Source organism: Hafnia paralvei (assembly GCF_020150375.1).
In the GTDB taxonomy this organism is placed as follows: Bacteria; Pseudomonadota; Gammaproteobacteria; order Enterobacterales; family Enterobacteriaceae; genus Hafnia; species Hafnia paralvei.
This window is the reverse complement of the sequence record NZ_CP083737.1, coordinates 1,896,390-1,918,423: the sequence shown is the minus strand read 5'-3', so window position 1 is coordinate 1,918,423 and position 22,034 is coordinate 1,896,390. Positions and strand designations below refer to the sequence as shown.

22 protein-coding genes and 1 tRNA gene are annotated in these 22,034 nt (G+C 46.5%); 12 read left to right on the top strand and 11 right to left on the bottom strand.

Features of this window, described 5'->3' with window-relative positions; genetic code table 11:
- Positions 1-434 precede the first annotated feature (434 nt).
- A tRNA-Ser gene (locus K9N75_RS08990) sits at positions 435-522 on the bottom strand.
- Between the two features lie 270 nt (positions 523-792).
- On the opposite strand from K9N75_RS08990, the gene yccA reads away from it, so the two are divergent.
- Together yccA and tusE are read left to right on the top strand one after the other, a co-directional pair.
- Complete coding sequence (gene yccA / locus K9N75_RS08985; protein WP_008813056.1) at positions 793-1,455, top strand: FtsH protease modulator YccA; 663 nt, start codon at positions 793-795, stop codon at positions 1,453-1,455.
- A gap of 163 nt (positions 1,456-1,618) precedes the next feature.
- The gene (gene tusE / locus K9N75_RS08980; protein ID WP_008813055.1) at positions 1,619-1,948 is read left to right on the top strand and encodes a sulfurtransferase TusE; all 330 of its coding nucleotides are present in this window, start codon (positions 1,619-1,621) and stop codon (positions 1,946-1,948) included.
- On the opposite strand, the gene yccX is transcribed toward tusE, so the two are convergent.
- Positions 1,949-2,227: an acylphosphatase gene (yccX, locus tag K9N75_RS08975; RefSeq protein ID WP_008813054.1), complete on the bottom strand. Its 279-nt coding sequence runs from the start codon at positions 2,225-2,227 to the stop codon at positions 1,949-1,951.
- 109 nt (positions 2,228-2,336) lie between these two features.
- Here yccX and rlmI point away from each other — a divergent pair, with 109 nt between their 5' ends.
- Positions 2,337-3,530 (top strand): 23S rRNA (cytosine(1962)-C(5))-methyltransferase RlmI, encoded by a 1,194-nt coding sequence (rlmI, locus tag K9N75_RS08970; RefSeq protein WP_004095627.1) that lies wholly within the window; start codon positions 2,337-2,339, stop codon positions 3,528-3,530.
- Positions 3,531-3,698: 168 nt separating this feature from the next.
- A complete protein-coding gene (gene hspQ, locus K9N75_RS08965) occupies positions 3,699-4,019 on the top strand; it encodes a heat shock protein HspQ (RefSeq protein WP_008813053.1) in 321 nt (106 codons plus the stop codon).
- Positions 4,020-4,088: 69 nt separating this feature from the next.
- On the opposite strand, the gene K9N75_RS08960 is transcribed toward hspQ, so the two are convergent.
- Positions 4,089-4,505: a CoA-binding protein gene (locus K9N75_RS08960; RefSeq protein WP_008813052.1), complete on the bottom strand. Its 417-nt coding sequence runs from the start codon at positions 4,503-4,505 to the stop codon at positions 4,089-4,091.
- A 191-nt stretch (positions 4,506-4,696) separates the two neighbouring features.
- Between K9N75_RS08960 and K9N75_RS08955 the strand changes: the two genes are divergently transcribed.
- Together K9N75_RS08955 and K9N75_RS08950 are read left to right on the top strand one after the other, a co-directional pair.
- Positions 4,697-5,206 carry a YccT family protein gene (locus K9N75_RS08955; protein ID WP_020303842.1) on the top strand — a complete coding sequence of 170 codons (510 nt, stop codon included), beginning with the start codon at positions 4,697-4,699 and terminating at the stop codon, positions 5,204-5,206.
- 104 nt (positions 5,207-5,310) lie between these two features.
- Positions 5,311-5,769: a methylglyoxal synthase gene (locus K9N75_RS08950; RefSeq protein ID WP_004095643.1), complete on the top strand. Its 459-nt coding sequence runs from the start codon at positions 5,311-5,313 to the stop codon at positions 5,767-5,769.
- Between the two features lie 94 nt (positions 5,770-5,863).
- On the opposite strand, the gene helD is transcribed toward K9N75_RS08950, so the two are convergent.
- The gene (gene helD / locus K9N75_RS08945) at positions 5,864-7,918 is read right to left on the bottom strand and encodes a DNA helicase IV (RefSeq protein ID WP_039188758.1); all 2,055 of its coding nucleotides are present in this window, start codon (positions 7,916-7,918) and stop codon (positions 5,864-5,866) included.
- Positions 7,919-8,225: 307 nt separating this feature from the next.
- Here helD and K9N75_RS08940 point away from each other — a divergent pair, with 307 nt between their 5' ends.
- Both K9N75_RS08940 and yccS read left to right on the top strand, forming a co-directional pair.
- Entirely contained in the window at positions 8,226-8,672 is a 447-nt protein-coding gene (locus K9N75_RS08940; protein ID WP_008813049.1) for a YccF domain-containing protein, read from the top strand.
- Positions 8,673-8,683: 11 nt separating this feature from the next.
- A complete protein-coding gene (gene yccS / locus K9N75_RS08935) occupies positions 8,684-10,819 on the top strand; it encodes a YccS family putative transporter (RefSeq protein ID WP_130954185.1) in 2,136 nt (711 codons plus the stop codon).
- A 62-nt stretch (positions 10,820-10,881) separates the two neighbouring features.
- Here the strand turns inward: yccS and K9N75_RS08930 are convergent, their stop codons facing one another.
- Entirely contained in the window at positions 10,882-11,502 is a 621-nt protein-coding gene (locus K9N75_RS08930) for a TfoX/Sxy family protein (protein ID WP_130954187.1), read from the bottom strand.
- Positions 11,503-11,724: 222 nt separating this feature from the next.
- Here K9N75_RS08930 and sulA point away from each other — a divergent pair, with 222 nt between their 5' ends.
- Both sulA and ompA read left to right on the top strand, forming a co-directional pair.
- On the top strand, positions 11,725-12,231 hold the full coding sequence (gene sulA, locus K9N75_RS08925) for an SOS-induced cell division inhibitor SulA (RefSeq protein ID WP_039188761.1): 507 nt from the start codon (positions 11,725-11,727) through the stop codon (positions 12,229-12,231).
- Positions 12,232-12,588: 357 nt separating this feature from the next.
- On the top strand, positions 12,589-13,647 hold the full coding sequence (gene ompA / locus K9N75_RS08920; RefSeq protein ID WP_114445632.1) for a porin OmpA: 1,059 nt from the start codon (positions 12,589-12,591) through the stop codon (positions 13,645-13,647).
- Between the two features lie 118 nt (positions 13,648-13,765).
- On the opposite strand, the gene matP is transcribed toward ompA, so the two are convergent.
- Positions 13,766-14,224, bottom strand: coding sequence for a macrodomain Ter protein MatP (gene matP / locus K9N75_RS08915; RefSeq protein WP_008813044.1), 459 nt, complete (start codon positions 14,222-14,224; stop codon positions 13,766-13,768).
- A gap of 208 nt (positions 14,225-14,432) precedes the next feature.
- Here matP and K9N75_RS08910 point away from each other — a divergent pair, with 208 nt between their 5' ends.
- A complete protein-coding gene (locus K9N75_RS08910; protein ID WP_172635549.1) occupies positions 14,433-16,178 on the top strand; it encodes an AAA family ATPase in 1,746 nt (581 codons plus the stop codon).
- Positions 16,179-16,246: 68 nt separating this feature from the next.
- A complete protein-coding gene (gene fabA, locus K9N75_RS08905) occupies positions 16,247-16,765 on the top strand; it encodes a bifunctional 3-hydroxydecanoyl-ACP dehydratase/trans-2-decenoyl-ACP isomerase (protein WP_004095655.1) in 519 nt (172 codons plus the stop codon).
- Between the two features lie 74 nt (positions 16,766-16,839).
- Here the strand turns inward: fabA and K9N75_RS08900 are convergent, their stop codons facing one another.
- The 5 genes from K9N75_RS08900 to pqiA all read right to left on the bottom strand — a co-directional run bounded on the left by K9N75_RS08900 (position 16,840) and on the right by pqiA (position 21,987).
- Positions 16,840-17,781, bottom strand: coding sequence for a LysR family transcriptional regulator (locus tag K9N75_RS08900; protein WP_008813042.1), 942 nt, complete (start codon positions 17,779-17,781; stop codon positions 16,840-16,842).
- A gap of 318 nt (positions 17,782-18,099) precedes the next feature.
- The gene (gene rmf, locus K9N75_RS08895) at positions 18,100-18,267 is read right to left on the bottom strand and encodes a ribosome modulation factor (protein WP_004095659.1); all 168 of its coding nucleotides are present in this window, start codon (positions 18,265-18,267) and stop codon (positions 18,100-18,102) included.
- A 258-nt stretch (positions 18,268-18,525) separates the two neighbouring features.
- The gene (gene pqiC, locus K9N75_RS08890; RefSeq protein WP_008813041.1) at positions 18,526-19,086 is read right to left on the bottom strand and encodes a membrane integrity-associated transporter subunit PqiC; all 561 of its coding nucleotides are present in this window, start codon (positions 19,084-19,086) and stop codon (positions 18,526-18,528) included.
- Positions 19,086-20,726, bottom strand: a complete 1,641-nt coding sequence (pqiB, locus tag K9N75_RS08885; RefSeq protein WP_096080941.1) for an intermembrane transport protein PqiB — start codon at positions 20,724-20,726, stop codon at positions 19,086-19,088. Before pqiB ends, pqiC begins: the two co-directional genes overlap by 1 nt.
- Complete coding sequence (gene pqiA, locus K9N75_RS08880) at positions 20,719-21,987, bottom strand: membrane integrity-associated transporter subunit PqiA (protein WP_020303844.1); 1,269 nt, start codon at positions 21,985-21,987, stop codon at positions 20,719-20,721. Before pqiA ends, pqiB begins: the two co-directional genes overlap by 8 nt.
- Positions 21,988-22,034: the final 47 nt, after the last annotated feature.

The window sequence follows — 22,034 nt, the reverse complement described above, 5'->3', positions numbered from 1 at the left end:
CTACAGTTGCTCTAAACTGCCCCGCGCTATTGTACAATTTTTCTGGATTGAATGAAGCAAAGCCATCATAGGATGAGACAAGTCTCTAGGTATTGATAACGTTCGCACAGAGTGGAAAAAGGACATTACTCGCGTCTAATCTACGCCAGACACGCTTTTATTCTGTGAGTTAGCGTGAAGTGCGTTATAAGTTGTTGTGCTAATAAATTCAGCCATCTTAAATTTGGCATTTACAGCGACTAAAGATTTTTGAAATGGAAAGTGTTGATTAGGGAATTAATAACCATTAGCGGCATTATGAGGGGGATATACAGAATCGGATGATACGCGCTATCAGAAACGTCTTCAGGACTGCGAACCGCTTTAAGATATCTAGCGTGAGGCATATAAAGCAAAAGGCCGATAACATTACTGTTATCGGCCTTTCTAAATTTTGGCGGAGGAGTAGAGATTCGAACTCTAGGAGCTGTTACACTCGACGGTTTTCAAGACCGCTGCCTTAAACCACTCAGCCACTCCTCCGCAACGGGACGAACTATAACGGCGTTAGAATTTCTTGTAAAGCACGAGAATGCTCAAGTGATGATAAAATCACCAAACCAGCGATTGTTTGTTTTATTTTTCAACGTAATGATGAAAACATCAACGGATTATCGTTTTGCCTGTAGATACTTTCGCGAGGTAATCAAAGTAAAGAAGGGTAAAACGCCTTTCGCGTACGTAGCCTCCTCTCTATTATTTTGCTCTAGATCAATAATTTTCCGTTGATTACTGACAAAAGAGAAAAATTCTATGGACCGTATTGTTGTTTCCAGCTCCTCTTCGCGCGACTCTTTGCTGAGCACGCATAAAGTGTTGCGCAATACTTATTTCTTGCTGGCACTGACGCTGGCATTCTCGGCGTTAACGGCCACTGCAAGCACTGTGTTGATGCTGCCAGCGCCAGGCCTGTTATTAATGCTGGTGGGATTCTATGGTTTGATGTTCCTGACCTATCGCTTGGCCGATCGCCCAGCGGGCATTCTCGCCGTGTTCGCGCTAACCGGTTTTATGGGCTACACGCTAGGTCCAATTCTGAGCTCCTTTATTGCTAGCGGCGCAGGTGATTTGATTATGCTAGCGTTAGGCGGCACAGCAGCCGTATTCTTCTGCTGCTCAGCTTATGTGCTGACCACACGCAAAGATATGTCATTCCTGTCAGGCATGATGATGGCTGGTTTCGTGATTCTGCTGGTTGCGGTTATCGCTAACCTGTTCTTACAAATCCCAGCGCTATCGCTGGCCATTAGCGCCCTGTTTATTTTGTTCTCTACCGGCGCCATTCTGTGGGAAACCAGCAATATCATTCATGGCGGCGAAACTAACTACATCCGAGCCACTGTTGGCCTGTACGTTTCTCTGTACAACCTGTTTATCAGCTTGTTGAGCATTCTCGGTTTCGCTCGTAGTAACTAATTCAGCATAGCTGGATATGTACCACCTGTTTTACCCAACGCAAATGTGCCCCGCTAACAGCGGGGCTTTCTTTTATCTAGATGTAATCTAGCAGCCCTTTTGCTGCCAGACCTTCCCTTGAGTTACAATAGCCGCTGATTTGTCGATAAGAGATATTTGTCTAATGTTAGAATTTGCTGGCCGCCAGATTGAAACGGATGCTCAGGGCTATCTGCTTAACAGCGCTGATTGGAGCGAAGATCTCGTTCCGCTACTGGCCACAGAAGAAGGTCTTGAATTGAGCGAAGCCCATTGGGAAGTCGTACGATTCGTGCGCGAGTTTTATCTAGAATTTAATACCTCACCGGCTATTCGTATGCTGGTTAAAGCGATGACGCAAAAGTATGGCGAAGAGAAAGGAAACAGCCGTTATCTTTACCGCCTGTTTCCCAAAGGCCCAGCCAAACAAGCCACCAAGCTCGCGGGTTTACCGAAACCGGTGAAATGCATTTGATCAGTATTTGATTTTAAACTGAGTAAAATGCGCTAACGGACGCGGTTCTAAGAGTACCTGATCGACTCTGGCACCGCGTGGCCCTCCTTGCTTTAGCCAATCAACCAGCTGCTGTACCACGTCAGATTCGCCTTCAGCAACAACCTCAACCCGACCGTCATCCATATTATAGGCGTAGCCAGTAAGCCCTAACTCCCGAGCCTGACGCTGGGTGTTATAACGAAATCCAACGCCCTGTACGCTTCCAGCCACATAAGCCGCAATACTGACTCTTGACATAATCCCCCCTCATGAAGCCTAGGTAATCTGGATATTTGCTTTTCTTGTCCCATAACCGGACAATGTCGCACCTTTTTGTCTGATTCATCATAGATCATAGAAAACTAACATGACCGCACGTTTATTTCTTGCCAAAGGACGCGAAAAGTCCTTACTCCGCCGCCATCCATGGGTATTCTCCGGTGCCGTAACCCGCGTTGAAGGGAATGCTGTATCAGGAGAAACCATCGACGTTTGCGATTTTCAGGGGAAATGGCTGGCTCGCGCAGCTTTCTCTCCTCAGTCTCAAATCCGTGCGCGCGTTTGGACATTTGATCAGCAGGAAAGCGTGGATCGTGATTTCTTCATCAACCGCCTTCAAACCGCTCAGCAGTGGCGCACCTTGCTTGCCAAGCGTGATGACCTGACTGGGTATCGCCTGATCGCCGGTGAATCCGATGGTATGCCTGGCATCACCATCGACCGCTTCCAAAACTTTATCGTGCTGCAACTGTTGTCTGCAGGTGCGGAATATCAGCGTGCCAATCTGGTTGCTGCATTGCAGCACTGCTATCCAGAATGCGCGATCTACGATCGTTCTGACGTCGCCGTACGTAAAAAAGAGGGATTACCTCTGACCCAAGGCTCCGTTGTCGGAGAAGAACCACCTGCACTGCTCCCCATTCGTGAGCATGGCATGCAAATTCTGGTTGATATCAAAGAAGGCCACAAAACCGGCTTTTATCTCGATCAGCGCGACAGCCGTTTGGCCGCACGTCGTTTTGCAGCTAATGCAAAAGTACTGAATTGCTTCTCTTATACCGGGGCCTTCGCTGTTTCAGCCCTGATGGGCGGCTGTGAGCATGTGATTAGCGTCGATACATCACAGGCTGCGCTTGATGTCGCACGCCAAAACGTTGAACTCAACCAGTTAGATTTGAGTAAAGCCGAATTCGTTCGTGACGATGTATTTCAACTATTACGCAAATATCGTGATGAGGGACGTAAATTTGACCTCATTATTATGGATCCGCCAAAGTTCGTAGAGAACAAAAGCCAGCTCGCGGGTGCATGTCGCGGTTATAAAGATATTAATATGCTTGCACTCAACCTGCTAAGCAGCGGCGGTATTTTGCTAAGCTTCTCTTGTTCGGGATTGATGCCGATTGAACTGTTCCAGAAAATTTTGGCGGATGCCGCACTAGATGCTGGCCGTGATGTACAATTTATAGAGCAGTACCGTCAGGCCGCCGATCACCCTGTGATTGCGTCATACCCTGAAGGACTGTATCTGAAAGGCTTTGCTTGCCGAGTCATCGGCTAATCCAACACCATTGAAGCTATTGGCATCGTTTGCAACAGCTTCAAGTTTCAGGGAAAGCTTGAAACGTTTGTCTACGCCCACATATTTATACGCATGATTGGATTTTTTAAGCCGTATAGTGCGGTTGATAATGAAAGGGATAGAGCAACGTTTTCTCAGGAGGTCAGTATGATTACCAGCAAATTTGGCATTGGACAGCAGGTACGCCACAAACTCTTAGGCTCTTTGGGTGTGGTAATAGATATTGACCCTGAATATTCACTTGAAGTCGCGCCAGACGCCGATGAGCTGGGGGCAAATGAACATTTGCGCCATATGCCTTGGTATCATGTCGTGATGGAAAACGAAGAGGGTGAAGCGGTGCATACCTATCTCGCAGAAGCACAGCTTGATGGGGAAAATACCGATGCTCATCCAGAACAACCGTCGATGGATGACTTAGCCGAATCTATACGCCACCAGCTTCAGGCGCCTCGCCTGAGAAACTAGCCCCCTCGTAACGAAAAAGCCCAGTTTTCTGGGCTTTTTGCTATTCATCAACACAAGTCGATTGAAGAGTTATGCTTTCTCTAGACCCAAACGCGGAATATCGATTTTAGGGCAACGATCCATAACGACTTTCAGCCCCGCCTCGGTGGCTAACTTTTCAGCCTCTTCGTTGATCACGCCTAGCTGTAACCAAAGTACCTTCGCCTTAATGGCAATAGCCTCTTCTGCAACCCCGAACGCCGCCTCAGAATTTCTGAAAACATCAACCATATCAATTGGCTGTGGTATATCCGCTAAGGTAGCATACACTTTTTGCTCTAACAGTTTTTGACCGGCCAGCTTTGGGCTTACCGGAATAACCTGATACCCTTGCGAGAGTAAATAAGCCATAACGCCATAGCTTGCGCGGTGGGGCTTATCGCTGGCGCCAACTAGCGCAATACTCTTCACCTGCTGCAAGATGGTTTTAATTTCTTGTTCGGTCATGTTGAGCTCCAATGATTACTAATAGAATATTGGGCCAGAAATGGCATCCCAATAATGCCTTTAAGATAGCCCCTAGACGACATTTGACCATAATTGGCTAACATGTAAGTAAGTATTAATAATAAAATACTTTGACACACCATACCGGCTACTGAACAATGCTCTTCGCACAGTCTAAAGTTGAGGCTTTCATGATATATCGCGTTTTACAGACAGGTGCGTTGCTATTTTTGCTCAGCCAGTCCGTTTTTGCCACCACCTTGAAATTTGGTTCAGATATTGAACTACTCGCCGTTGATGGTCAGCAGTTACCCAGCGCTCTATTTAAGAGTGCCGATAGTCTTGAGCTTAGTGGCGGAGTGCATCAAATTCTCTTTCGTGTCGAAAAAATGGTTCCAGCCGCTGGGCCAAATCAGCGCATGTTTACGTCTGTTCCCTTGGTGGTGGTGTTTGACGTGCGCGACTATACGTCGATAAACATTAAGCTGCCAAAACTGAATAATGAGCATGACGTTAAAGCGTTCGAGAAAAACCTCAGCTTTGACTTGCTGAATAATCGCGGTAATAGCGTCGAATACAAATCGGATGTCCTCCATGTCAGCCAGCCTCTTTTAGCTAACTATGAGCAGGCCATACAACGCTATAATTCGTCAAACGCCACAGCAGCCCTTCCCGAGCTCATAAAAAAAACCTCGAAGTGATGAATTAATCATCAGGTAGCGATTTTTTTTGCGTCCAGTCTGATTATGGTGAACAACCTTATTGTATTGTATGTGGATTCATATGATTTGCTAAGGGCTTAGACATGGAACTCACCACCCGCACGATTGCCAAAAAAAAACATATTGCGCTTGTTGCTCACGATCACTGTAAACAGGCGCTGCTAAGCTGGGTGCAAGCAAACCGAGAGTTGCTGGCACAACATCAGCTATCAGCAACGGGCACCACCGGTAATTTGATTCAACGCGCCACCGGAATTCCAGTCAACAGCATGCTTAGCGGCCCAATGGGTGGAGACCAGCAGGTAGGTTCACTGATTTCTGAAGGAAAAATCGATATGCTGATTTTCTTCTGGGATCCTCTCAACGCCGTTCCCCACGATCCTGATGTGAAAGCGTTGCTGCGCTTGGCAACCGTTTGGAATATCCCCGTAGCCAACAACCGATCTACGGCCGATTTCCTGATTAGCTCACCGATGTTTAACGAAGAAGTCGAAATCGCTATCCCTGACTATCAGCGCTATTTGGCCGATCGATTGAAGTAGTATAAAACCACAAAAGAAGACACAAAAATGGGGACCTCAGTCCCCATTAGTTTATCCCCGTCACGCTTCACGTTTTGGGTATATAGGATCTATTTTATGGTTTACGTTGCACCGCTACGCCGAGTCGTTTTAGCTGGTCGACAAACACCGAAGGATTATCCGTATCCTGCAATAGCCACACCTGATGGCGGGCTCGCGTTAATGCGACGTACAACAAACGGCGCTCCTCAGCATCGGGGAAATCTTCACTTTGCGGTAGCAATACCTGCTCAATCACCGACTCTCCCGTCGTTGCAGGGAATCCATCTTTTCCATCCTGCAATCCCAAGATAATCACATAATCAGCCTGCTGCCCTTTACTACCATGAATAGTCATAAAATCAATGGTCAGCTTAGGCCAACGGGTTGCGGCTTTATCGAGGATTTCAGGCTTGAGATAACGATAACGCGCCAAGATCAGAATGCGTTCCTCTGGCTTAACATACCCACTGAGTTTATTGAGCAAGTCTTCCAACCGCTCCTGAGGTAGAATCGTTACCGCTTTTTTCGGGCCTTCAGACAAGCTGTTAAGCGATTTACGCAGTTGATGAGGATTTTGCTGGATAAAGCCATTCGCAATTTCCCCAATCCTTCGATTGAAGCGATAAGTTGTATCAAGCTCTCGCCGATCGCTATCGCCAAAATGCTGCGTAAACGCCGTCGTGAGCGATAATTCTGCCCCGCTGAAACGGTAAATCGCCTGCCAATCATCACCGACGGCAAACAGATTAGTACGCGAATTCTGTTTGCGTAACGCTTCCAGCAGGCGTGCACGCTGTGGAGAGATATCTTGGAATTCATCAACCAGAATATGCTTCCACGGGCTAATAAATCGTCCTTTATCCAGAACAGCAATCGCTTGTTGGATTAACCCTGGGAAATCTACCGCGCCTTCATCCTTCAGCGCTGATTTCCATGCTTTCAACAACGGTGACATCAGGCGAATGCGTTTTTGGAACAGATCGCGTATCTCTTCCGGCGCATCTTCAATCATCTGCGACTGTGAACCGCCGTGCTCACGCATCAGGCTAACCCAACGCTCAAGCTTAGGCGCTAAACGCATCGCCAACTTTTTATCCTGCCAATAGTTTTCTTCTTCAACCTGCCATTCCAGATCTTCGGTCAACCACTGACGCCACCCTTTGGCCTGTGCTTTCTTTGCCGAACACTCTTGCTGCCATGCTTTGACGAGTAATTTTTGTCTAGCCTGAGCGTCCCCTTCCAGCTTGCTAATATGGGTGGTTTTTTTGCCACTATGATTAATGATCTGTAACGCTAGAGCATGGAAAGTTTTCGCCTGAATATCTTCGGTATGCAAACGTTCCTGAATGCGGTCGTTCATCTCTTCGGCTGCCTTACGGCCAAAAGCCAGTAGCAAAATCTGTTCTGGAGTAGCCTCTTTGCGCAGCAATAACCACCCAGCACGCGCCACTAGCACCGATGTTTTACCGCTACCCGCTCCCGCCAGCACCAACACGCCATTTTCACCATTCACCACGGCCTGAGCTTGAGAGGCATTCAGCGGCTGGCTTTCTACTTGTTCAAAGAAAGCGGCGTGCTCTTCAAGCATGCGTTTTGTCCATTGTTGATTACGTTCATCAACCATTCTCAGCCCGTAATTCAACCACTTAAGGCAATAACGGTAGCGATCGCGACAGGAATCAAACTCTTCGAGGCGCTGCTGCGGTAGCGGAATAGCCTCAAAGCAGCTTTCGATCATAGTGCGAATCTCTTTCAATTCGCTGCGTTTAAGCCAGCGATCTTGCGCATTAAGACTCTCAAGTTCTTCCACTTGAGCAGCGAGTACGTCGGCGCTAATTTGCGCCATTTCCTCACTCCATGCCTGCCAACTCTGCTGCAGATGCTGATAAAAGCGTTGAGTCTCTTGCCAGTCAGTGCCATGCAGGCGAACGACTTTCTCCTCTGGCAGCTCAAACTCCAGCTCGCCCCACACAATACCGCGCTTACAGTGGATGGCAACCAACTGATTAAATGGAATTAAATATTCATGGCGATCGCCGCTCACCTCAACGCCCGCGTTCAAAAGCCTCACGCGGTTATAAGGATGCTGAGCCAAATGCTGGCCCATTTTGGTTGCTCTCAGTTCCATTGTTTCGCCATCATTTTTCACTCTTTGATATCACTATACCCAAAATAGTTGAAGTTGCATCAAGACGACAAGTAAACAACTGGCATCATCAAGGCTGATGCAGCTTCAAGTATGAAATAAGTTTACCTATGTTCGCACTGCATACCTAGGATCTGGGTCATTGCATCAATCTTTATTGAAATAAGACAAATGGGTTTTTACCTCTTTTATTCTACGGTTATTGCAGATGAATATCAGAGTGGCTCAAAACAAGGTAAACTCAGCATGTTAAATATCGCTAATGGTTTCATTTAGGTGACTGAGAACTATGAGAACTGTACTAAACATCCTTAATTTCGTGCTGGGTGGTTTTTTCACCACGCTAGGCTGGTTATTAGCCACTCTCGTCAGCATTATTTTAATTTTCACCTTACCGTTAACGCGTTCCTGCTGGGAGATAACCAAGCTGTCATTAGTCCCGTTTGGTAATGAAGCGGTGCACGTCGATGATTTATATCCTGATCGGAAAAACACACTGCTCACTACCGGTGGAACGCTGTTGAATATCGTGTGGTTTATTTTATTTGGCTGGTGGCTTTGCCTTTCGCATATTGCCGCGGGTATTGTGCAATGCGTGACGATCATTGGTATTCCTGTTGGTATTGCTAATTTTAAAATTGCGGCTATTGCCTTGTGGCCAGTGGGTCGCCGAGTGGTACCTGTCGAAGTGGCACAGCAAATGCGCGTGACCAACGCGAGTCGTCGTTTTAAATAAAGGGTCGTAACGTGCTCTCTTTTGCACCAGGATTAAAGCGCTACGCATACAGTAGCGCTCTGCTGTATAACTTTCGTATCTTTATCGCACTGGCGGGTGCTGCCGGAGTGCCATGGTTTATCGGTGAGCCACGGCTTACGATTCCGCTTACGCTGGGCGTAGTGGCTGCGGCACTGACCGATTTAGACGATCGACTCGTTGGTCGCTTGCGTAATTTAGCCATTACCCTCACCTGCTTTTTTATTGCCTCTGCCTCCATTGAGCTGTTATTTCCCTATCCGTGGCTGTTTGCTATCGGTTTGATGGTATCAACCGTAGGATTTATTCTGCTAGGTGCCTTGGGACAACGCTATGCGACCATTGCATTTGGCGCACTACTGATCGCTATTTACACCATGCTGGGTACATCGATGTATCACATCTGGTACCAGCAGCCACTCCTCCTGATGATCGGTGCGGTGTGGTACAACGTGCTAACGTTGATGGGGCATCTCATTTTTCCCATCCGCCCATTGCAAGAGTCTTTAGCGCGAAGCTACAGCCAGCTAGCCGTTTATCTCGATGCCAAATCCAACCTCTTCGATCCCGATCAGGAAGGAAATTTCAATCAACCACTGATTGATGTGGCTATGGCTAACAGTAATCTGGTCACCACGCTCAACCAAACCAAAGCATCATTGCTCACGCGTTTGAAAGGTGACCGCGGCCAACGCGGAACTCGGCGTACTCTGCACTACTATTTCGTCGCTCAAGACATTCATGAACGGGCCAGTTCGTCCCACTTCCAGTACCAGCAACTCAGCGAAATGTTTCGCTATAGTGATGTACTGTTTCGCTTTCAGCGTCTATTAATGCTTCAAGCCCGCGCTTGTGCTCAGCTATCGCAGTCCATTTTGTTGCAGCAGAAATATCAGCATGACCTACGCTTTGAGCGTGTTTTCACCCACTTGGAAGCCACATTACAACGTATTGCTGCTCAGCATGGCCATCAGCATATTCTGGTGAAATCACTGTTTAACCTGCTGCTGAACCTCAAAGCCATTGATGCCCAATTGGCCAATATAGAATCCGAACAGTCACTCGCAACCGAACGTGAAGAAGAGAATACGCTGTCTGACGATCGTATCAGCGGTTGGAACGACATGAAGCTGCGCATCAGTCGTCATCTGACGCCACAATCGGCTCTCTTCCGCCATGCGATCCGCATGTCGATAGTTTTAGGTGTGGGTTATGGCTTTATTCAATTTACCGGTTTAAACCACGGCTACTGGATTTTGCTCACCAGCCTTTTTGTCTGTCAGCCAAACTATAACGCGACCAAGAGACGACTCGCACTTCGTGTCGTGGGCACTCTCGCGGGTGTATTGCTGGGCCTACCCATTCTTTATTTTGTCCCCTCCCTTGAAGGACAGATGGTGTTAATCGTAATCAGCGGCGTTTTATTCTTTGCATTCCGCAACGTGCAATATGCCCATGCCACTATGTTTATCACCCTACTGGTTTTGCTGTGCTTCAATCTGCTTGGGGAAGGTTTTGAAGTTGCTGGGCCAAGAGTGTTCGATACATTGGTCGGCTGTGCTATTGCGTGGGCGGCAGTGACCTTTATCTGGCCTGATTGGAAATTCCGTGCGCTGCCTGCCGTAGTGCAAAAAACGCTGAATGCTGATTGTCGCTACCTCGATGCAATCCTAGTGCAATATCATCAGGGTAAATCAAACGCTCTAGATTATCGTGTTGCACGCCGTGATGCGCATAATTGCGATGCTGAACTCGCTTCTGTCATCTCAAATATGTCAGCCGAACCGAAAAACAATGCCCAAACTCAGGAATCGGCATTTCGTCTGCTATGTCTCAACCATACCTTGCTGAGCTACATTTCAGCGCTAGGTGCGCATCGCGATCGGTTGAATAACGCGGAAGTTTTGAGCATGCTTGATGATGCTGCCTGCTACATGGATGATGCACTTAATTATGACAGTAGCATCGCGGAACGCACCGAAGAGGCCATTCAGAAGCTAAAGCATCGTCTTACCGAGTACTCATCCCCCTCAGATAACACTGAACAGCTTGTTGTTCAGCAAATCAGCTTAATGATGGGTGTACTGCCTGAACTAATGCAACTCAAGCAGGGGCTGATGCCAAGCTGAAGCACTGTGTCATACGTAGGCAGGAAGTGGGAATGTCACTCCCTGCCTACGTGCAAAGCTCGTTACTTCTTTTGCCATCGATATGTGTTGTTTTTTAGCCATTCATCAAGCGTCATGCGAACCTGGTAAGAAAGAGCTGCCTCATGGCACTTTCGTACTGCGCCTGCTAGATCAAATAATAGTCGATTATGTAAATTGGCATTTAGCTTCTTAAGCCGAATAAACGCTTCGGTCTCTCCCATGCTAATCAGTTGATCAGCGCTGGTTATCCCAATCTTGCCTAAGAGCCTTTCCATCATATTGTTAATGTTTGGCAAAGTTCGCAAACCGTCGCTCTCTGCTGCTTTCAATGATTTCAGCTCTATGGATTGTTGTAGCGAGGCATAGGCCAGATGCCGAAGCAAACTGGGATCGTCCCACATATTGCATTCGACACGAAAATAGCTAAGACGAACGGGGATCCCTCGTTTGGTGTAAATAAAAGCCTTCATGCCATAAGTAACAAAGCGAGATTTGAGCTCGTCATGCGCTCGCAAGTAGAGCTCACCATCCGATACAACACCAAACATTGTTTTATCCAGCCATACCCCAAAACCGCCAAACTGCGAGCGCAATTTCACTGCACCAAGTGAAGAGAAAACTTCATGTGCAATATCCGCTTTGTTGCTAAACAATCCTTTCATGGTTATCTCCTTGTAATTACATTCACAGCATAAATATTAAGTTTATTTAGCAATAACAGTGAATTAAGAACATAGCGAATTACCGAAAAGCATCCAAACTGAAAGTGAATTTTGAGCGTTTTTCATCACAGATTTGCGAAGAGCATTGTAAAAAATAGGTTGATCTCAGCGCGCCGCCCATGTACTGTATATTCATACAGTACACACAGCGAGAACATATTTATGCGCACACACTCACTGCAGCACTACACCGATCGCCCATCATTTTTAAACACCTCAGCACATCAACCTGAGGGACAAGAAAATGCTTATGCAGGCGTTATCAGTGAATTAGTCTATAGCGAACATCAGCCTATGTTGTCATTGCTTTTGCTTCCATTGCTGCGTCAGCTAGGTAAGCAATCTCGCTGGTTACTTTGGCTTAACCCACAGCATAAACTGAGCAAACAATGGTTAGCCGATTCTGGATTACCGGCTAGCAAGGTGATGCAACTCAACCAGATTGAACCCGTAGACTCTATTTATGCGATGGAATGTGCTCTACGTAGTGGTAACTATAGTGTGGTATTGGGCTGGCTTCCGCCGCTGACACAAAATGAACGGGCAAGATTAAGAAAAGCGGCTCAGGATGGAGAGTGTTTTGGACTGATCATGCAGCCCGATCACAATGTGGAATCCGATAACGGACAACTAAACTTGCTAAAAATTCAGTCTAAATTGTTTCATTGAGTAAATTTAAGAGAAATCTTATCAAAAATATTTTTTCTCTGCTAATCAGTTAATTTTATAGCAGAAAGCCGCATCACACCTGAGTTACTGCTCTTTTTTACGAAAAAAACGACGTTTATTTTTTGAACAAAACGTTAAACGAAGTGTACATATACATCGTTTTTTTGTTGAGCTATATCACATCGTACTTGTAAGTTTCTAATCTCGTTGTAGACTTGTTATCGCGAAGGTTGCTCTATAACGCCAAGAAAATTGGCACAGTAATTAATCGAGCGAAAACCTAGCAAAGGATTTTAACCAAGGGCTAATTGTAGCATTCTAGCTCTTTGGCCTATTTGGATGATAACGAGGCGCAAAATGAAAAAGACAGCTATCGCATTAGCAGTGGCACTCGCTGGTTTCGCTACCGTAGCGCAAGCAGCACCTAAAGATGATACTTGGTATGTTGGTGGTAAACTGGGCTGGTCCCACTACTACGACAACAGCATCAACCATTTTGGTAGCACCAACGTACGTCCTGACCAGTTCGGTGGCGGTGCGTTCTTCGGTTACCAAGCAAACCCATACCTGGGCTTTGAAATGGGCTACGACTGGTTAGGTCGTATGGAATACCGTGGCGACAACAACGGTGCTTTCAAATCTCAAGGCGTTCAATTGGCAGCTAAACTGAGCTACCCAATTGCTGACGATCTGGACATCTACACCCGTCTGGGTGGTATGGTATGGCGCGCTGACGGTTCTGCCAACTCTCCAGCTCACGGCGGCCGTTACATCGATAGCAACGACACCGGTGTTTCTCCACTGGCTGCAATCGGTGTTGAATACGCACTGAACAAAGACTGGGCTACCCGTCTTGACTATCAGTTCGTAAGCAACATTGGTGATGCTAACGAAACTGCTGCACGTCCAGACAACACCCTGCTGAGCGTTGGTGTTACTTACCGTTTCGGTCAGGATGAAGCTGCTCCAGCTCCAGCACCAGCTCCAGCTCCAGCACCAGTTGTTGAAACCAAGCGTTTCACTCTGAAGTCTGACGTTCTGTTCAACTTCAACAAAGCGACTCTGAAACCACAAGGCCAGCAGGCTCTGGATCAGATGTATGCACAGTTAAGCAACCTGGATCCAAAAGATGGTTCCGTAGTTGTTCTGGGTTACACTGACCGTATCGGTTCTGAGCAGTACAACCAGAAGCTGTCTGAACAGCGCGCACAGAGCGTTGTAGATTACCTGGTATCTAAAGGTATCCCTGCAGACAAAATCTCTGCACGTGGCATGGGCAAAGCTGATCCAGTTACTGGTTCTACCTGTGACAACGTTAAAGCTCGCGCAGCTCTGATCGAGTGCTTGGCTCCAGATCGTCGCGTAGAAATCGAAGTTAAAGGCATCAAAGACGTTGTAACTCAGCCACAGGCTTAAGTTAACGCGTAGTTCCTTTAATTAAAAAAGCCTCGCTAAGCGAGGCTTTTTTTTATCTGTTTAATCAACTTGTTATTCAACTTCAGTCATAATCAAATCGAAAAAATTTTGTTTATGATTACTCAGTGGTTTTTCCCAGAAATGACTGGAGATCTTTCTTGAGCGAAGACATTTTATTGGCGTACTGTTCTTTACGCTCGGCATCTTCTATCAATTGCACAATCGTTTCAGATAGCGTGCTACCACGACGCTGAGCAAGCCCAGCTAATCTTTGCCAAACCAGATACTCCAAATCAATGGATTTTTTACGTGTATGCATATGTTCAGCGTTAAAATGACGCTTACGACGAGCACGAATCGTTTGTTTCATCTTGTTTTGTAGATCTGGGTTCATGTGTTCCCGAATCCACTCTTGAACATGCACAGGGTCATTCTCAAGCTTTAGCAGCAGCTCAACAGCCTGCTGTGCCATACTACTTTCTAGATAGCGTGTAACAGATTCACCCTCACGGTGTTTTTTCACCAGGTATTTCCACTTCCACCCACTTTCCAGATTTTCAAGCTGTTGGTATTTCATTGAGATATCTGCCAGTGACACGGTAACTTTGTATAAGAATAACAACTTTTTTCAGATTTGCAGATATTTCATGATTTATTATTGATTGTTTTTTATACATACCGGTTTCCAAATCACTTCCTTTTAACTCTTCTGCTGTTGTTTCCTGTGCAGCACGGTGGAATCTTGTATAATTGCGGTTTTCCTACTGACAATAAAATTGACGACTTTGAGCAATTATCGACTCGACTGGCAATCGCTACTGCCCGATACGACACCTTATCAATCTGTTTTCGCTGCAGCAGCACAACAGCCTGCGCTGACATTTTCGGAATATCAGCCTCGCCTTGAAAACAGTTTGGCCCATTTCTGCCATCCGCAATCGCCATCACCTTTTATGATCCTGAAGGCGGAAGAGACTTATGAATATCTGGCACTCATCCACCGTGCAACCGGAGAGTTGCTCCCAGAGTTAACCCTGCGCGGCAGCCAATATCACATCGATGGTATGCACGTCAGCATCATGCCCGCGGACAAACATCAGTCCAATTTTGCAGCGACCGCAACCTCTCTTTTTGCTGATTGGTATGAGGGCGAGCAGCTGTTCGGTACAGTCCGTCAGTCCAACGGAAAAATTACCCTTGAGCCAGGCATGGTTCATCACGCAAACGGCGGTGTGTTGATCCTGTCGTTGCGTACCATGCTCGCTCAGCCGTTGCTTTGGCTGCGACTGAAACAAATCGTTCTTGGCCGCAAGTTTAAGTGGTTCTCACCTGATGAGAATAAACCACTACCGGTGCATATTCCTGATATGCCAATTGACCTCAAGGTTATCTTGGTCAGCGACCGCGAAGGATTAGCTGATTTTCAAGATATGGAGCCAGATTTATGCTTTAACTCGCTTTATGGCGAGTTTGAAGCCGATATGTCACTGGTGGACACTGATGACATGCGGCGCTGGTGCTCGCTGGTCACTACCATTGCCAATGAATACCAACTTCCCGCAATTGCGGAAGATGCTTGGCCTGTTTTAGTCAATACTGCCATCCGTGCGATTGGCGATCAGGGTAACCTGCCCCTTAGCCCAACGCTTATAGCGCGTACTCTTCGCGAAGCGGCGTTGCATAGTAATGACGTCATTGATGCCCAAGCGCTTAATGAAACGTTAGCTGTGCGCCGTTGGCGAGAAGGCTATCTGGCCGAGCGTATGCATGACGAAATAGAGCTTGGGCAAATTTTGATCGAGACCGAAGGCGAAGTCATTGGGCAAATCAATGGGCTTTCCGTCTTGGAATATCCAGGTCATCCTCTCATGTTCGGTGAGCCCTCTCGTATCACCTGCGCAGTACATTTAGGTGATGGCGAGTTTACCGACGTTGAGCGTAAAGCTGAATTGGGAGGTAATCTGCATGCTAAAGGCATGATGATTATGCAAGCCTTCCTGATTTCTGAACTGGATCTAGAACAGCAATTGCCCTTCTCCGCCTCTATTGTATTTGAGCAATCATATGGCGAGGTTGATGGGGATAGTGCATCGCTTGCAGAACTTTGCGCATTAATCAGCGCGCTGTCGCTAGCACCAATCAATCAACAGATCGCCGTAACCGGTTCTGTTGACCAATTTGGCCATGTACAGCCTATTGGTGGCGTGAATGAAAAGATAGAAGGCTTCTTTGAGGCTTGTCAACGCCGAGGCCTTACAGGGACGCAGGGCGTGATTATCCCTGCGACTAACGTGCGCCATTTATGCTTGAATGCTGAAGTTATTGAGGCTGTTAAAGCCGGAACATTCCACCTCTGGGCTGTAGAAAATGCAGAGGATGCTTTACCTATTCTGACGGGAATTGCCTACCGCAGTGAGAGTGGGCCTAGCCTGATCGGCGCCATTCAGGAACGCATTGCAGCAATCAGCCCATTAGATAAACGTCAGCTACCTTGGCCTCTACGCTGGCTAAACTGGTTCAACCATGGCTGATCGGACTTGTTGAGCGTACACGTGTTAGCTAAGATGCACCCTTCATTAAAATAAGGCTTACAAGAATTATGGTAGATAAACGCGACTCTTATACTAAAGAAGACCTGGAAGCGTCAGGACGCGGCGAACTGTTTGGCGCAGGTGGCCCCCCACTACCATCAGGCAATATGCTGATGATGGATCGCGTCGTAAAAATGACTGAAGACGGCGGTAACTACAATAAAGGCTATGTAGAAGCTGAGCTGGATATCAATCCTGACCTATGGTTCTTTGGCTGCCACTTTGTTGGCGATCCCGTGATGCCTGGCTGCTTGGGCTTAGATGCTATGTGGCAGCTCGTAGGGTTCTACCTCGGTTGGCTCGGCGGTGAAGGTAAAGGGCGCGCGCTGGGTGTTGGTGAAGTGAAGTTCACTGGACAAGTCTTGCCTACCGCCAAAAAAGTCACTTATCGCATCCACTTTAAGCGTGTTATCAATCGCCGCTTGATCATGGGTATGGCGGATGGTGAAGTATTAGTTGATGGTCAGGTGATTTACAACGCATCAGATCTTAAAGTGGGTCTGTTCAAAGATACCAGCGCATTCTAATCTAAAACTGTCTATGATAAAAAAAGCGCAGTCTCCTGCGCTTTTTTATTTTGATAGGCATATATTAAGTCATATTAGGGATGAACGCTTTTGTTATTCATAACAAACGTTTCTCTCACCCTCTCAACTAACTCTAATAGTGCTTTATCCTGAAGTGCTTTCTTACTGTACGACATATAGACTTCGTAAGAACCTAAATCGACGTCACATTCTAAACGTTTAAGATTATATATATCTTTAAATTTCTCGTACATTGACTCAGGGAAAAAACCTATGTCATTTGTTTTTTCAATTACTGACAATGCAATAAGAGAAGATGGTGATGCAAAGGAAATAACGCGCTTACCCAAAAGGACGTCTATTTTAGATTTAAACTCATTAATTTTCTTTCTGTCTTTAATTATAGTAATACAGCGCTCATCCTTTAAACTATTCGCCGACAGAGAATCTTTCAGCCTTGGATGATCTTTACCGCATACGGCGACAATCTTTTCTCGGAAAATCAATTCAGACTCAATCGCTGAGTTAAAGATCGGCGCAATATCAAAAATAATATCTGTCTTATGGTACAGCAGCGCATGTTCCACGCCAACAGCATCTTCGGGCAACAGATTATGCACAATACGACATTTCAGCTTAGGTAATGACATCAAATGACTACAGATGTCGGGTATCAGAACCTGAGCCAGATGAGGGTCGCTCCAGATGACTAGATTACGAATGCTATCGCCTTTGTCTGCAAAAATGTCAATAATGCCACTTAAACTACCCTTGATATTTTCATGCATACTATCAGCAAAGACCGTCGCAGATATCCCCTTGCCATATCTGATAAAAAGTGGGTCTGGGAAATACTGTCTCAGCCTCTGAATGCTTTGACTTACCGCCGGAGATGTCATACCTAAAATATCGGCAGCTTTACTTACACTTTTGTAATAGTACACCGCTTCAAAAACTGTCAATAAATTAAGGTCAAACTTCCTTAGTGACTTTAAACTATCCTGATGTTCAAACATCCCAATAACTCCAAATAGCAAATTCCATTTTTGATACTATGTGAATCACTTGATTCATTAAAAATGAAAATGTGATTCGACTTTTTTATTCGTCCATGGAATGAATTTACCACCCTATAATAATTTCATTCAAGCATACATTATCTGATAGGTTATAAAGAATAAAGCCTATTTTAATCTAGGTTTAAATATATAATCTGATGCATATAAAAATATTAACTTAAAATCGAATACATTCACCAAAATATCAGTTATCAAATAAAAACCCCTGCATAAGCAGAGGTTTTTATCACTAATATGAATTTATAGCGATGACCATCAGGCCATAACCGACCTGTCTTCCATGGCCTGCCGCCAGCCTCCCAACCAGTGCGATCTAGCATCTACAGATTGATAGGGGCAAAACTCCTTAGAGCGCCCAATGATACCAGCCTGATAGCCACGTGATTGAGCCCGTTCTAGGCGGTCGCGTTTTTGTCTCTTCATGCCTCATTTCCCTCATTTCAGTTCTGCTGGAAAGAAAACAGTAGTAGCCGTCTAGCTACTACACTTAACCAATAGACGCTTTTAGGCTGTGGGTCAATGCGCAAAATTCATACCATTGTCACAAATGTGAGCTATAAACTGGGGTGCACGAAGGTAGAAGAAAACCCAAAATTCACAATTTCCTGTTCTGCATAAAAAAAACCGACCTGCCGCGTTACGACAAGTCGGAGTTTGTTTAGACTATTTTACTTCAGAGTATTACTGAACCTGACGCGCGATCTGCTGCGCCTCCTGCTGCCACCCCTGAGCTAACGTCTTCACTAATGCATCATAGCCATCCTGCTGCACTGGCAATACAAGATTGAAGGCACGCTTAGTCAACTGCCCGCTACGCATCAGGATCCATTCACCACTAATAACGGCCTTACCGTCATAACGCCCGTGGAAGCCAGTGACATTGATATTCAGAGTGTCCTGCACGTTCCCTAACGGCTGAGCTGATACTATCCAACCCGGCATAGCAGCGCTCAAATTGGCCACCATCGTTTGTTGCAACTGTTGCTCCAAAGGGCTAGCCCATAGGTTATTACCCGCCGTTACGAACTGCACATCGTTGGTTTGATATACCACGCCTAGCGCACTTAAGAAATCAGCCACGTTCACACGCTCTAGCCAGAGCTGATGCGCACCGCTTTCAACGGGAGCATGAACGACAGATGTTGTTGCCGTCGGTACAGGTAGCTGATAATAATTTTTCTGTGGTTGGCTGCTACATGCACTGAGCAACAGTGCCGCTGCGCCGATCATCCAGACTTTCATTATTTCGTCCTCTTAGGCTGTGGATCTTTACCTGCTGGCGCCTCAAATACCAATGAATTGCTCTTCTCATTCAGAGTACGTAACACCGGCTGCAACTCTCTTAAGACCTGGTCCAAACGCTGCATATCACCCACCATATTGTTATAGGCAGGAGATCCCGGCTGGAAGCCTTTCACACTTCGATTCAGCTCGATCAGCGTTTTCTGCATGTCGGCTGGTAGCGCTTGTGCTTCTTTACTCGAAACCAGTTTATTGAGCGTATCGAGCGTCTTCTGCGTTTCAGCCATCGTTTTCTGGCTGGCTTTCAACGTATTAGTCGCTTCGTTGATCATCGGTTCGAGCGGCAGAGCATTAATCTTATCCAATGTTGCTGTCAGTTTCTGCTGTAGCTGCGCTAATCCACCGCTCACCGTTGGCACCACTGGCAGACCATCAATTTTACGCGGGCCTTTCCATGGTTTTGCCTGCGGGTAAAAGTCGAGGTCAATATACAGCGAGCCTGTCAGCAAGTTAGCTGATTTCAACGAAGCACGCAGACCTTCACCAACGCCAGAGAATAAATGCTGTTCGACGTTAAAATTGTCACCCAGTTTTTGCTGAATACGACCCGGCTCAATATTAACTAATACAGGGATTTGATAGTCAGAGTCTAACTTTTGACTTAAACCGCTCACAAAATATGGCGCTTGAGCCACAGTACCTAACCGAATACCACGGAATTCAACGGGCGCACCGACTTGTAATCCACGAATTGAATCGCTAAAGAACATCAGCACACTTTTATGCTCGGTATACAGCGACTCTTGAATACTGCGCTGATTATCAAACAAATCGAATTGTGACTGATTCGCAGCAGGTTTCCCTACAGCCCAACCTTGCGGCACATCAAAACTTACTCCACCGCTGAAAAGGGTTGTCAGCGACCCCATTTCCAAGCGCATGCCTTGAGCTGACATATCAAATGAAACGCCGCTGTCGATCCAGAAGCGAACATTGTCGGTCACCAAAGTATCGTATGGCGCAGAAACAAAGATCTGATAGTGGATCTGCCGATTCTTAGTATCAAACTGGCTGGTTTCTACCGACCCAACACGCAAACCGCGGAACAATACCGGATCGCCGGGACTGAGCTGCCCTGCCTGCTCGCTGTTTAATGTTACACGTATCCCTTTAGCATCGGGTGGCGCTAAAGGCGGTTGATCCAGAAGATTAAATTCTTCACGTTCATCTTTGCTGGAACCCGGCTGAAGTTCGATATAGGCACCGGACAGCAAGGTTCCAAGTCCGGAAACACCTTCACGCCCAATCTGAGGTTTCACCACCCAGAACACGCTATCTTTACGCAGCAGTTTTTCCATGCCTGAATTCAGACGCGCCTTAACGATAACCTTGGTTAAATCGTTATTCAGCGTGACGGTTTCAACAACGCCTACGTCAACGCTGCGGCTCTTGATGGCGGTTTTACCGCCTTCCAGACCTTCGGCACTGGAGGTAATCAACGTCACCTCTGGCCCTTGGTGGCTGAAATGATAAAAAATCACCCATGCACCGATCAATGCAGTCACAATCGGGACAATCCAAACCGGGGACCAGCGTTTGATTTTTTCAACCTTCGCTACGCCAGTTTCTTGCTCATTCACTTTGAGGCTCCTTGTACGTTAAGCCACGTTCCCGATCCCAGATCAACCTAGGATCAAATGTCATCGCCGAGATCATGGTAATAATAACCACCATCGCAAAAAGTAATGCACCTATATCAGGGTAGATACTCATTAACTGACCCATGTTAACCAGCGCAGAAAGCACGGCGATAACAAACACGTCAATCATTGACCAACGACCAACAAACTCCACGATCTCGTATACAAAATGCATACGCTCGCTATCGCCACGAGTTGCATATTTGGCATCCCAGCACAGCCATGCAATCGCTAATATTTTTAGGGTAGGAACCATGATGCTAGCAATAAAAATCACCATCGCAACGGGGTAAGAACCCTCTCCCCATAACAAAATAACCCCAGCCATAATCGTCGATGTCAGCTTAGTGCCGAGCGCCTGTGTCACCATAATGGGTAATACGTTAGCAGGGATATATAGCATGATGGCTGTGATCAAAAGCGACATGGTCCACTGAAGGCTATTGCGTCGGCGCACATAGCCTTTCGTATGGCAACGTGGGCAAGAGAGTTGATCGGCAGGTAAAATGGCGGAGCAGCATGTACACGCACGTAATCCCTGCTGAATTCCCGTCACACCAACGCGTAAATTTTCAGGATGCTTTGGTGCAGGCAAGATATCGCTCCAAAGAATGCGTTTATCAATAACCTGAAACACGCGAACCTGTAAGACACAAAAGAGGCAATATGGCAGAAAACTGCTCCCTACCCCAACATCACCATAGGCCATTAGTTTGACGAAACTAACCAGAACGCCCGCCAAGAAAATTTCAACCATGCACCACGAACGGCACTTGAAAAGCACCTTCGCCATCATGACTTTAAGCTGAGTTGGCATCGGCACCCGCATATTCAACAGAATAACTGCGACCATGCAAAATGCAGGCACTAGCTGAACAAAAATCATAAACAGCGATGCCATGCTGGCATAATCTTCGGATACGAGAACCCTAGGAATTTCGATTAGCGTAATCGCATTCTTAATCCCAGCAACGGTCATGTTTACAAAGGGGAAAAGATTCGACAGTATCAGCATAAAAAGCGCACAGAAAGCATACAGCACTGGCTGACGGCGCGGTTCTCGCCACTTGACCACGAGGGTCGTATGACAACGCGGACAGCTCCCCTTTGTACCCTCTGGGAGCGGAGGCAGCTCTACCAACATGTCACATTGCGGGCATAATATTTTGTTTTCTGAATCTAGATGATGTCCAGAACACATACTTTTTTCCCACTTTTTATTTACCACTTAAATTACATAAAAAAGCC

Bases quoted from the DNA above. Each gene is read 5' to 3' on its own strand.
- helD (WP_039188758.1), bottom strand. From the start codon at position 7,918: ATGGAACTGAGAGCAACCAAAATGGGCCAGCATTTGGCTCAGCATCCT.
- K9N75_RS08960 (WP_008813052.1), bottom strand. From the start codon at position 4,505: ATGACCGAACAAGAAATTAAAACCATCTTGCAGCAGGTGAAGAGTATT.
- K9N75_RS08950 (WP_004095643.1), top strand. From the start codon at position 5,311: ATGGAACTCACCACCCGCACGATTGCCAAAAAAAAACATATTGCGCTT.
- rlmI (WP_004095627.1), top strand. From the start codon at position 2,337: ATGACCGCACGTTTATTTCTTGCCAAAGGACGCGAAAAGTCCTTACTC.
- pqiA (WP_020303844.1), bottom strand. From the start codon at position 21,987: ATGTGTTCTGGACATCATCTAGATTCAGAAAACAAAATATTATGCCCG.
- matP (WP_008813044.1), bottom strand. From the start codon at position 14,224: ATGAAATACCAACAGCTTGAAAATCTGGAAAGTGGGTGGAAGTGGAAA.
- K9N75_RS08900 (WP_008813042.1), bottom strand. From the start codon at position 17,781: ATGTTTGAACATCAGGATAGTTTAAAGTCACTAAGGAAGTTTGACCTT.
- ompA (WP_114445632.1), top strand. From the start codon at position 12,589: ATGAAAAAGACAGCTATCGCATTAGCAGTGGCACTCGCTGGTTTCGCT.
- K9N75_RS08930 (WP_130954187.1), bottom strand. From the start codon at position 11,502: ATGAAAGGATTGTTTAGCAACAAAGCGGATATTGCACATGAAGTTTTC.
- fabA (WP_004095655.1), top strand. From the start codon at position 16,247: ATGGTAGATAAACGCGACTCTTATACTAAAGAAGACCTGGAAGCGTCA.
- tusE (WP_008813055.1), top strand. From the start codon at position 1,619: ATGTTAGAATTTGCTGGCCGCCAGATTGAAACGGATGCTCAGGGCTAT.
- pqiC (WP_008813041.1), bottom strand. From the start codon at position 19,086: ATGAAAGTCTGGATGATCGGCGCAGCGGCACTGTTGCTCAGTGCATGT.
- hspQ (WP_008813053.1), top strand. From the start codon at position 3,699: ATGATTACCAGCAAATTTGGCATTGGACAGCAGGTACGCCACAAACTC.
- yccA (WP_008813056.1), top strand. From the start codon at position 793: ATGGACCGTATTGTTGTTTCCAGCTCCTCTTCGCGCGACTCTTTGCTG.
- yccX (WP_008813054.1), bottom strand. From the start codon at position 2,227: ATGTCAAGAGTCAGTATTGCGGCTTATGTGGCTGGAAGCGTACAGGGC.
- sulA (WP_039188761.1), top strand. From the start codon at position 11,725: ATGCGCACACACTCACTGCAGCACTACACCGATCGCCCATCATTTTTA.
- K9N75_RS08955 (WP_020303842.1), top strand. From the start codon at position 4,697: ATGATATATCGCGTTTTACAGACAGGTGCGTTGCTATTTTTGCTCAGC.
- rmf (WP_004095659.1), bottom strand. From the start codon at position 18,267: ATGAAGAGACAAAAACGCGACCGCCTAGAACGGGCTCAATCACGTGGC.
- K9N75_RS08940 (WP_008813049.1), top strand. From the start codon at position 8,226: ATGAGAACTGTACTAAACATCCTTAATTTCGTGCTGGGTGGTTTTTTC.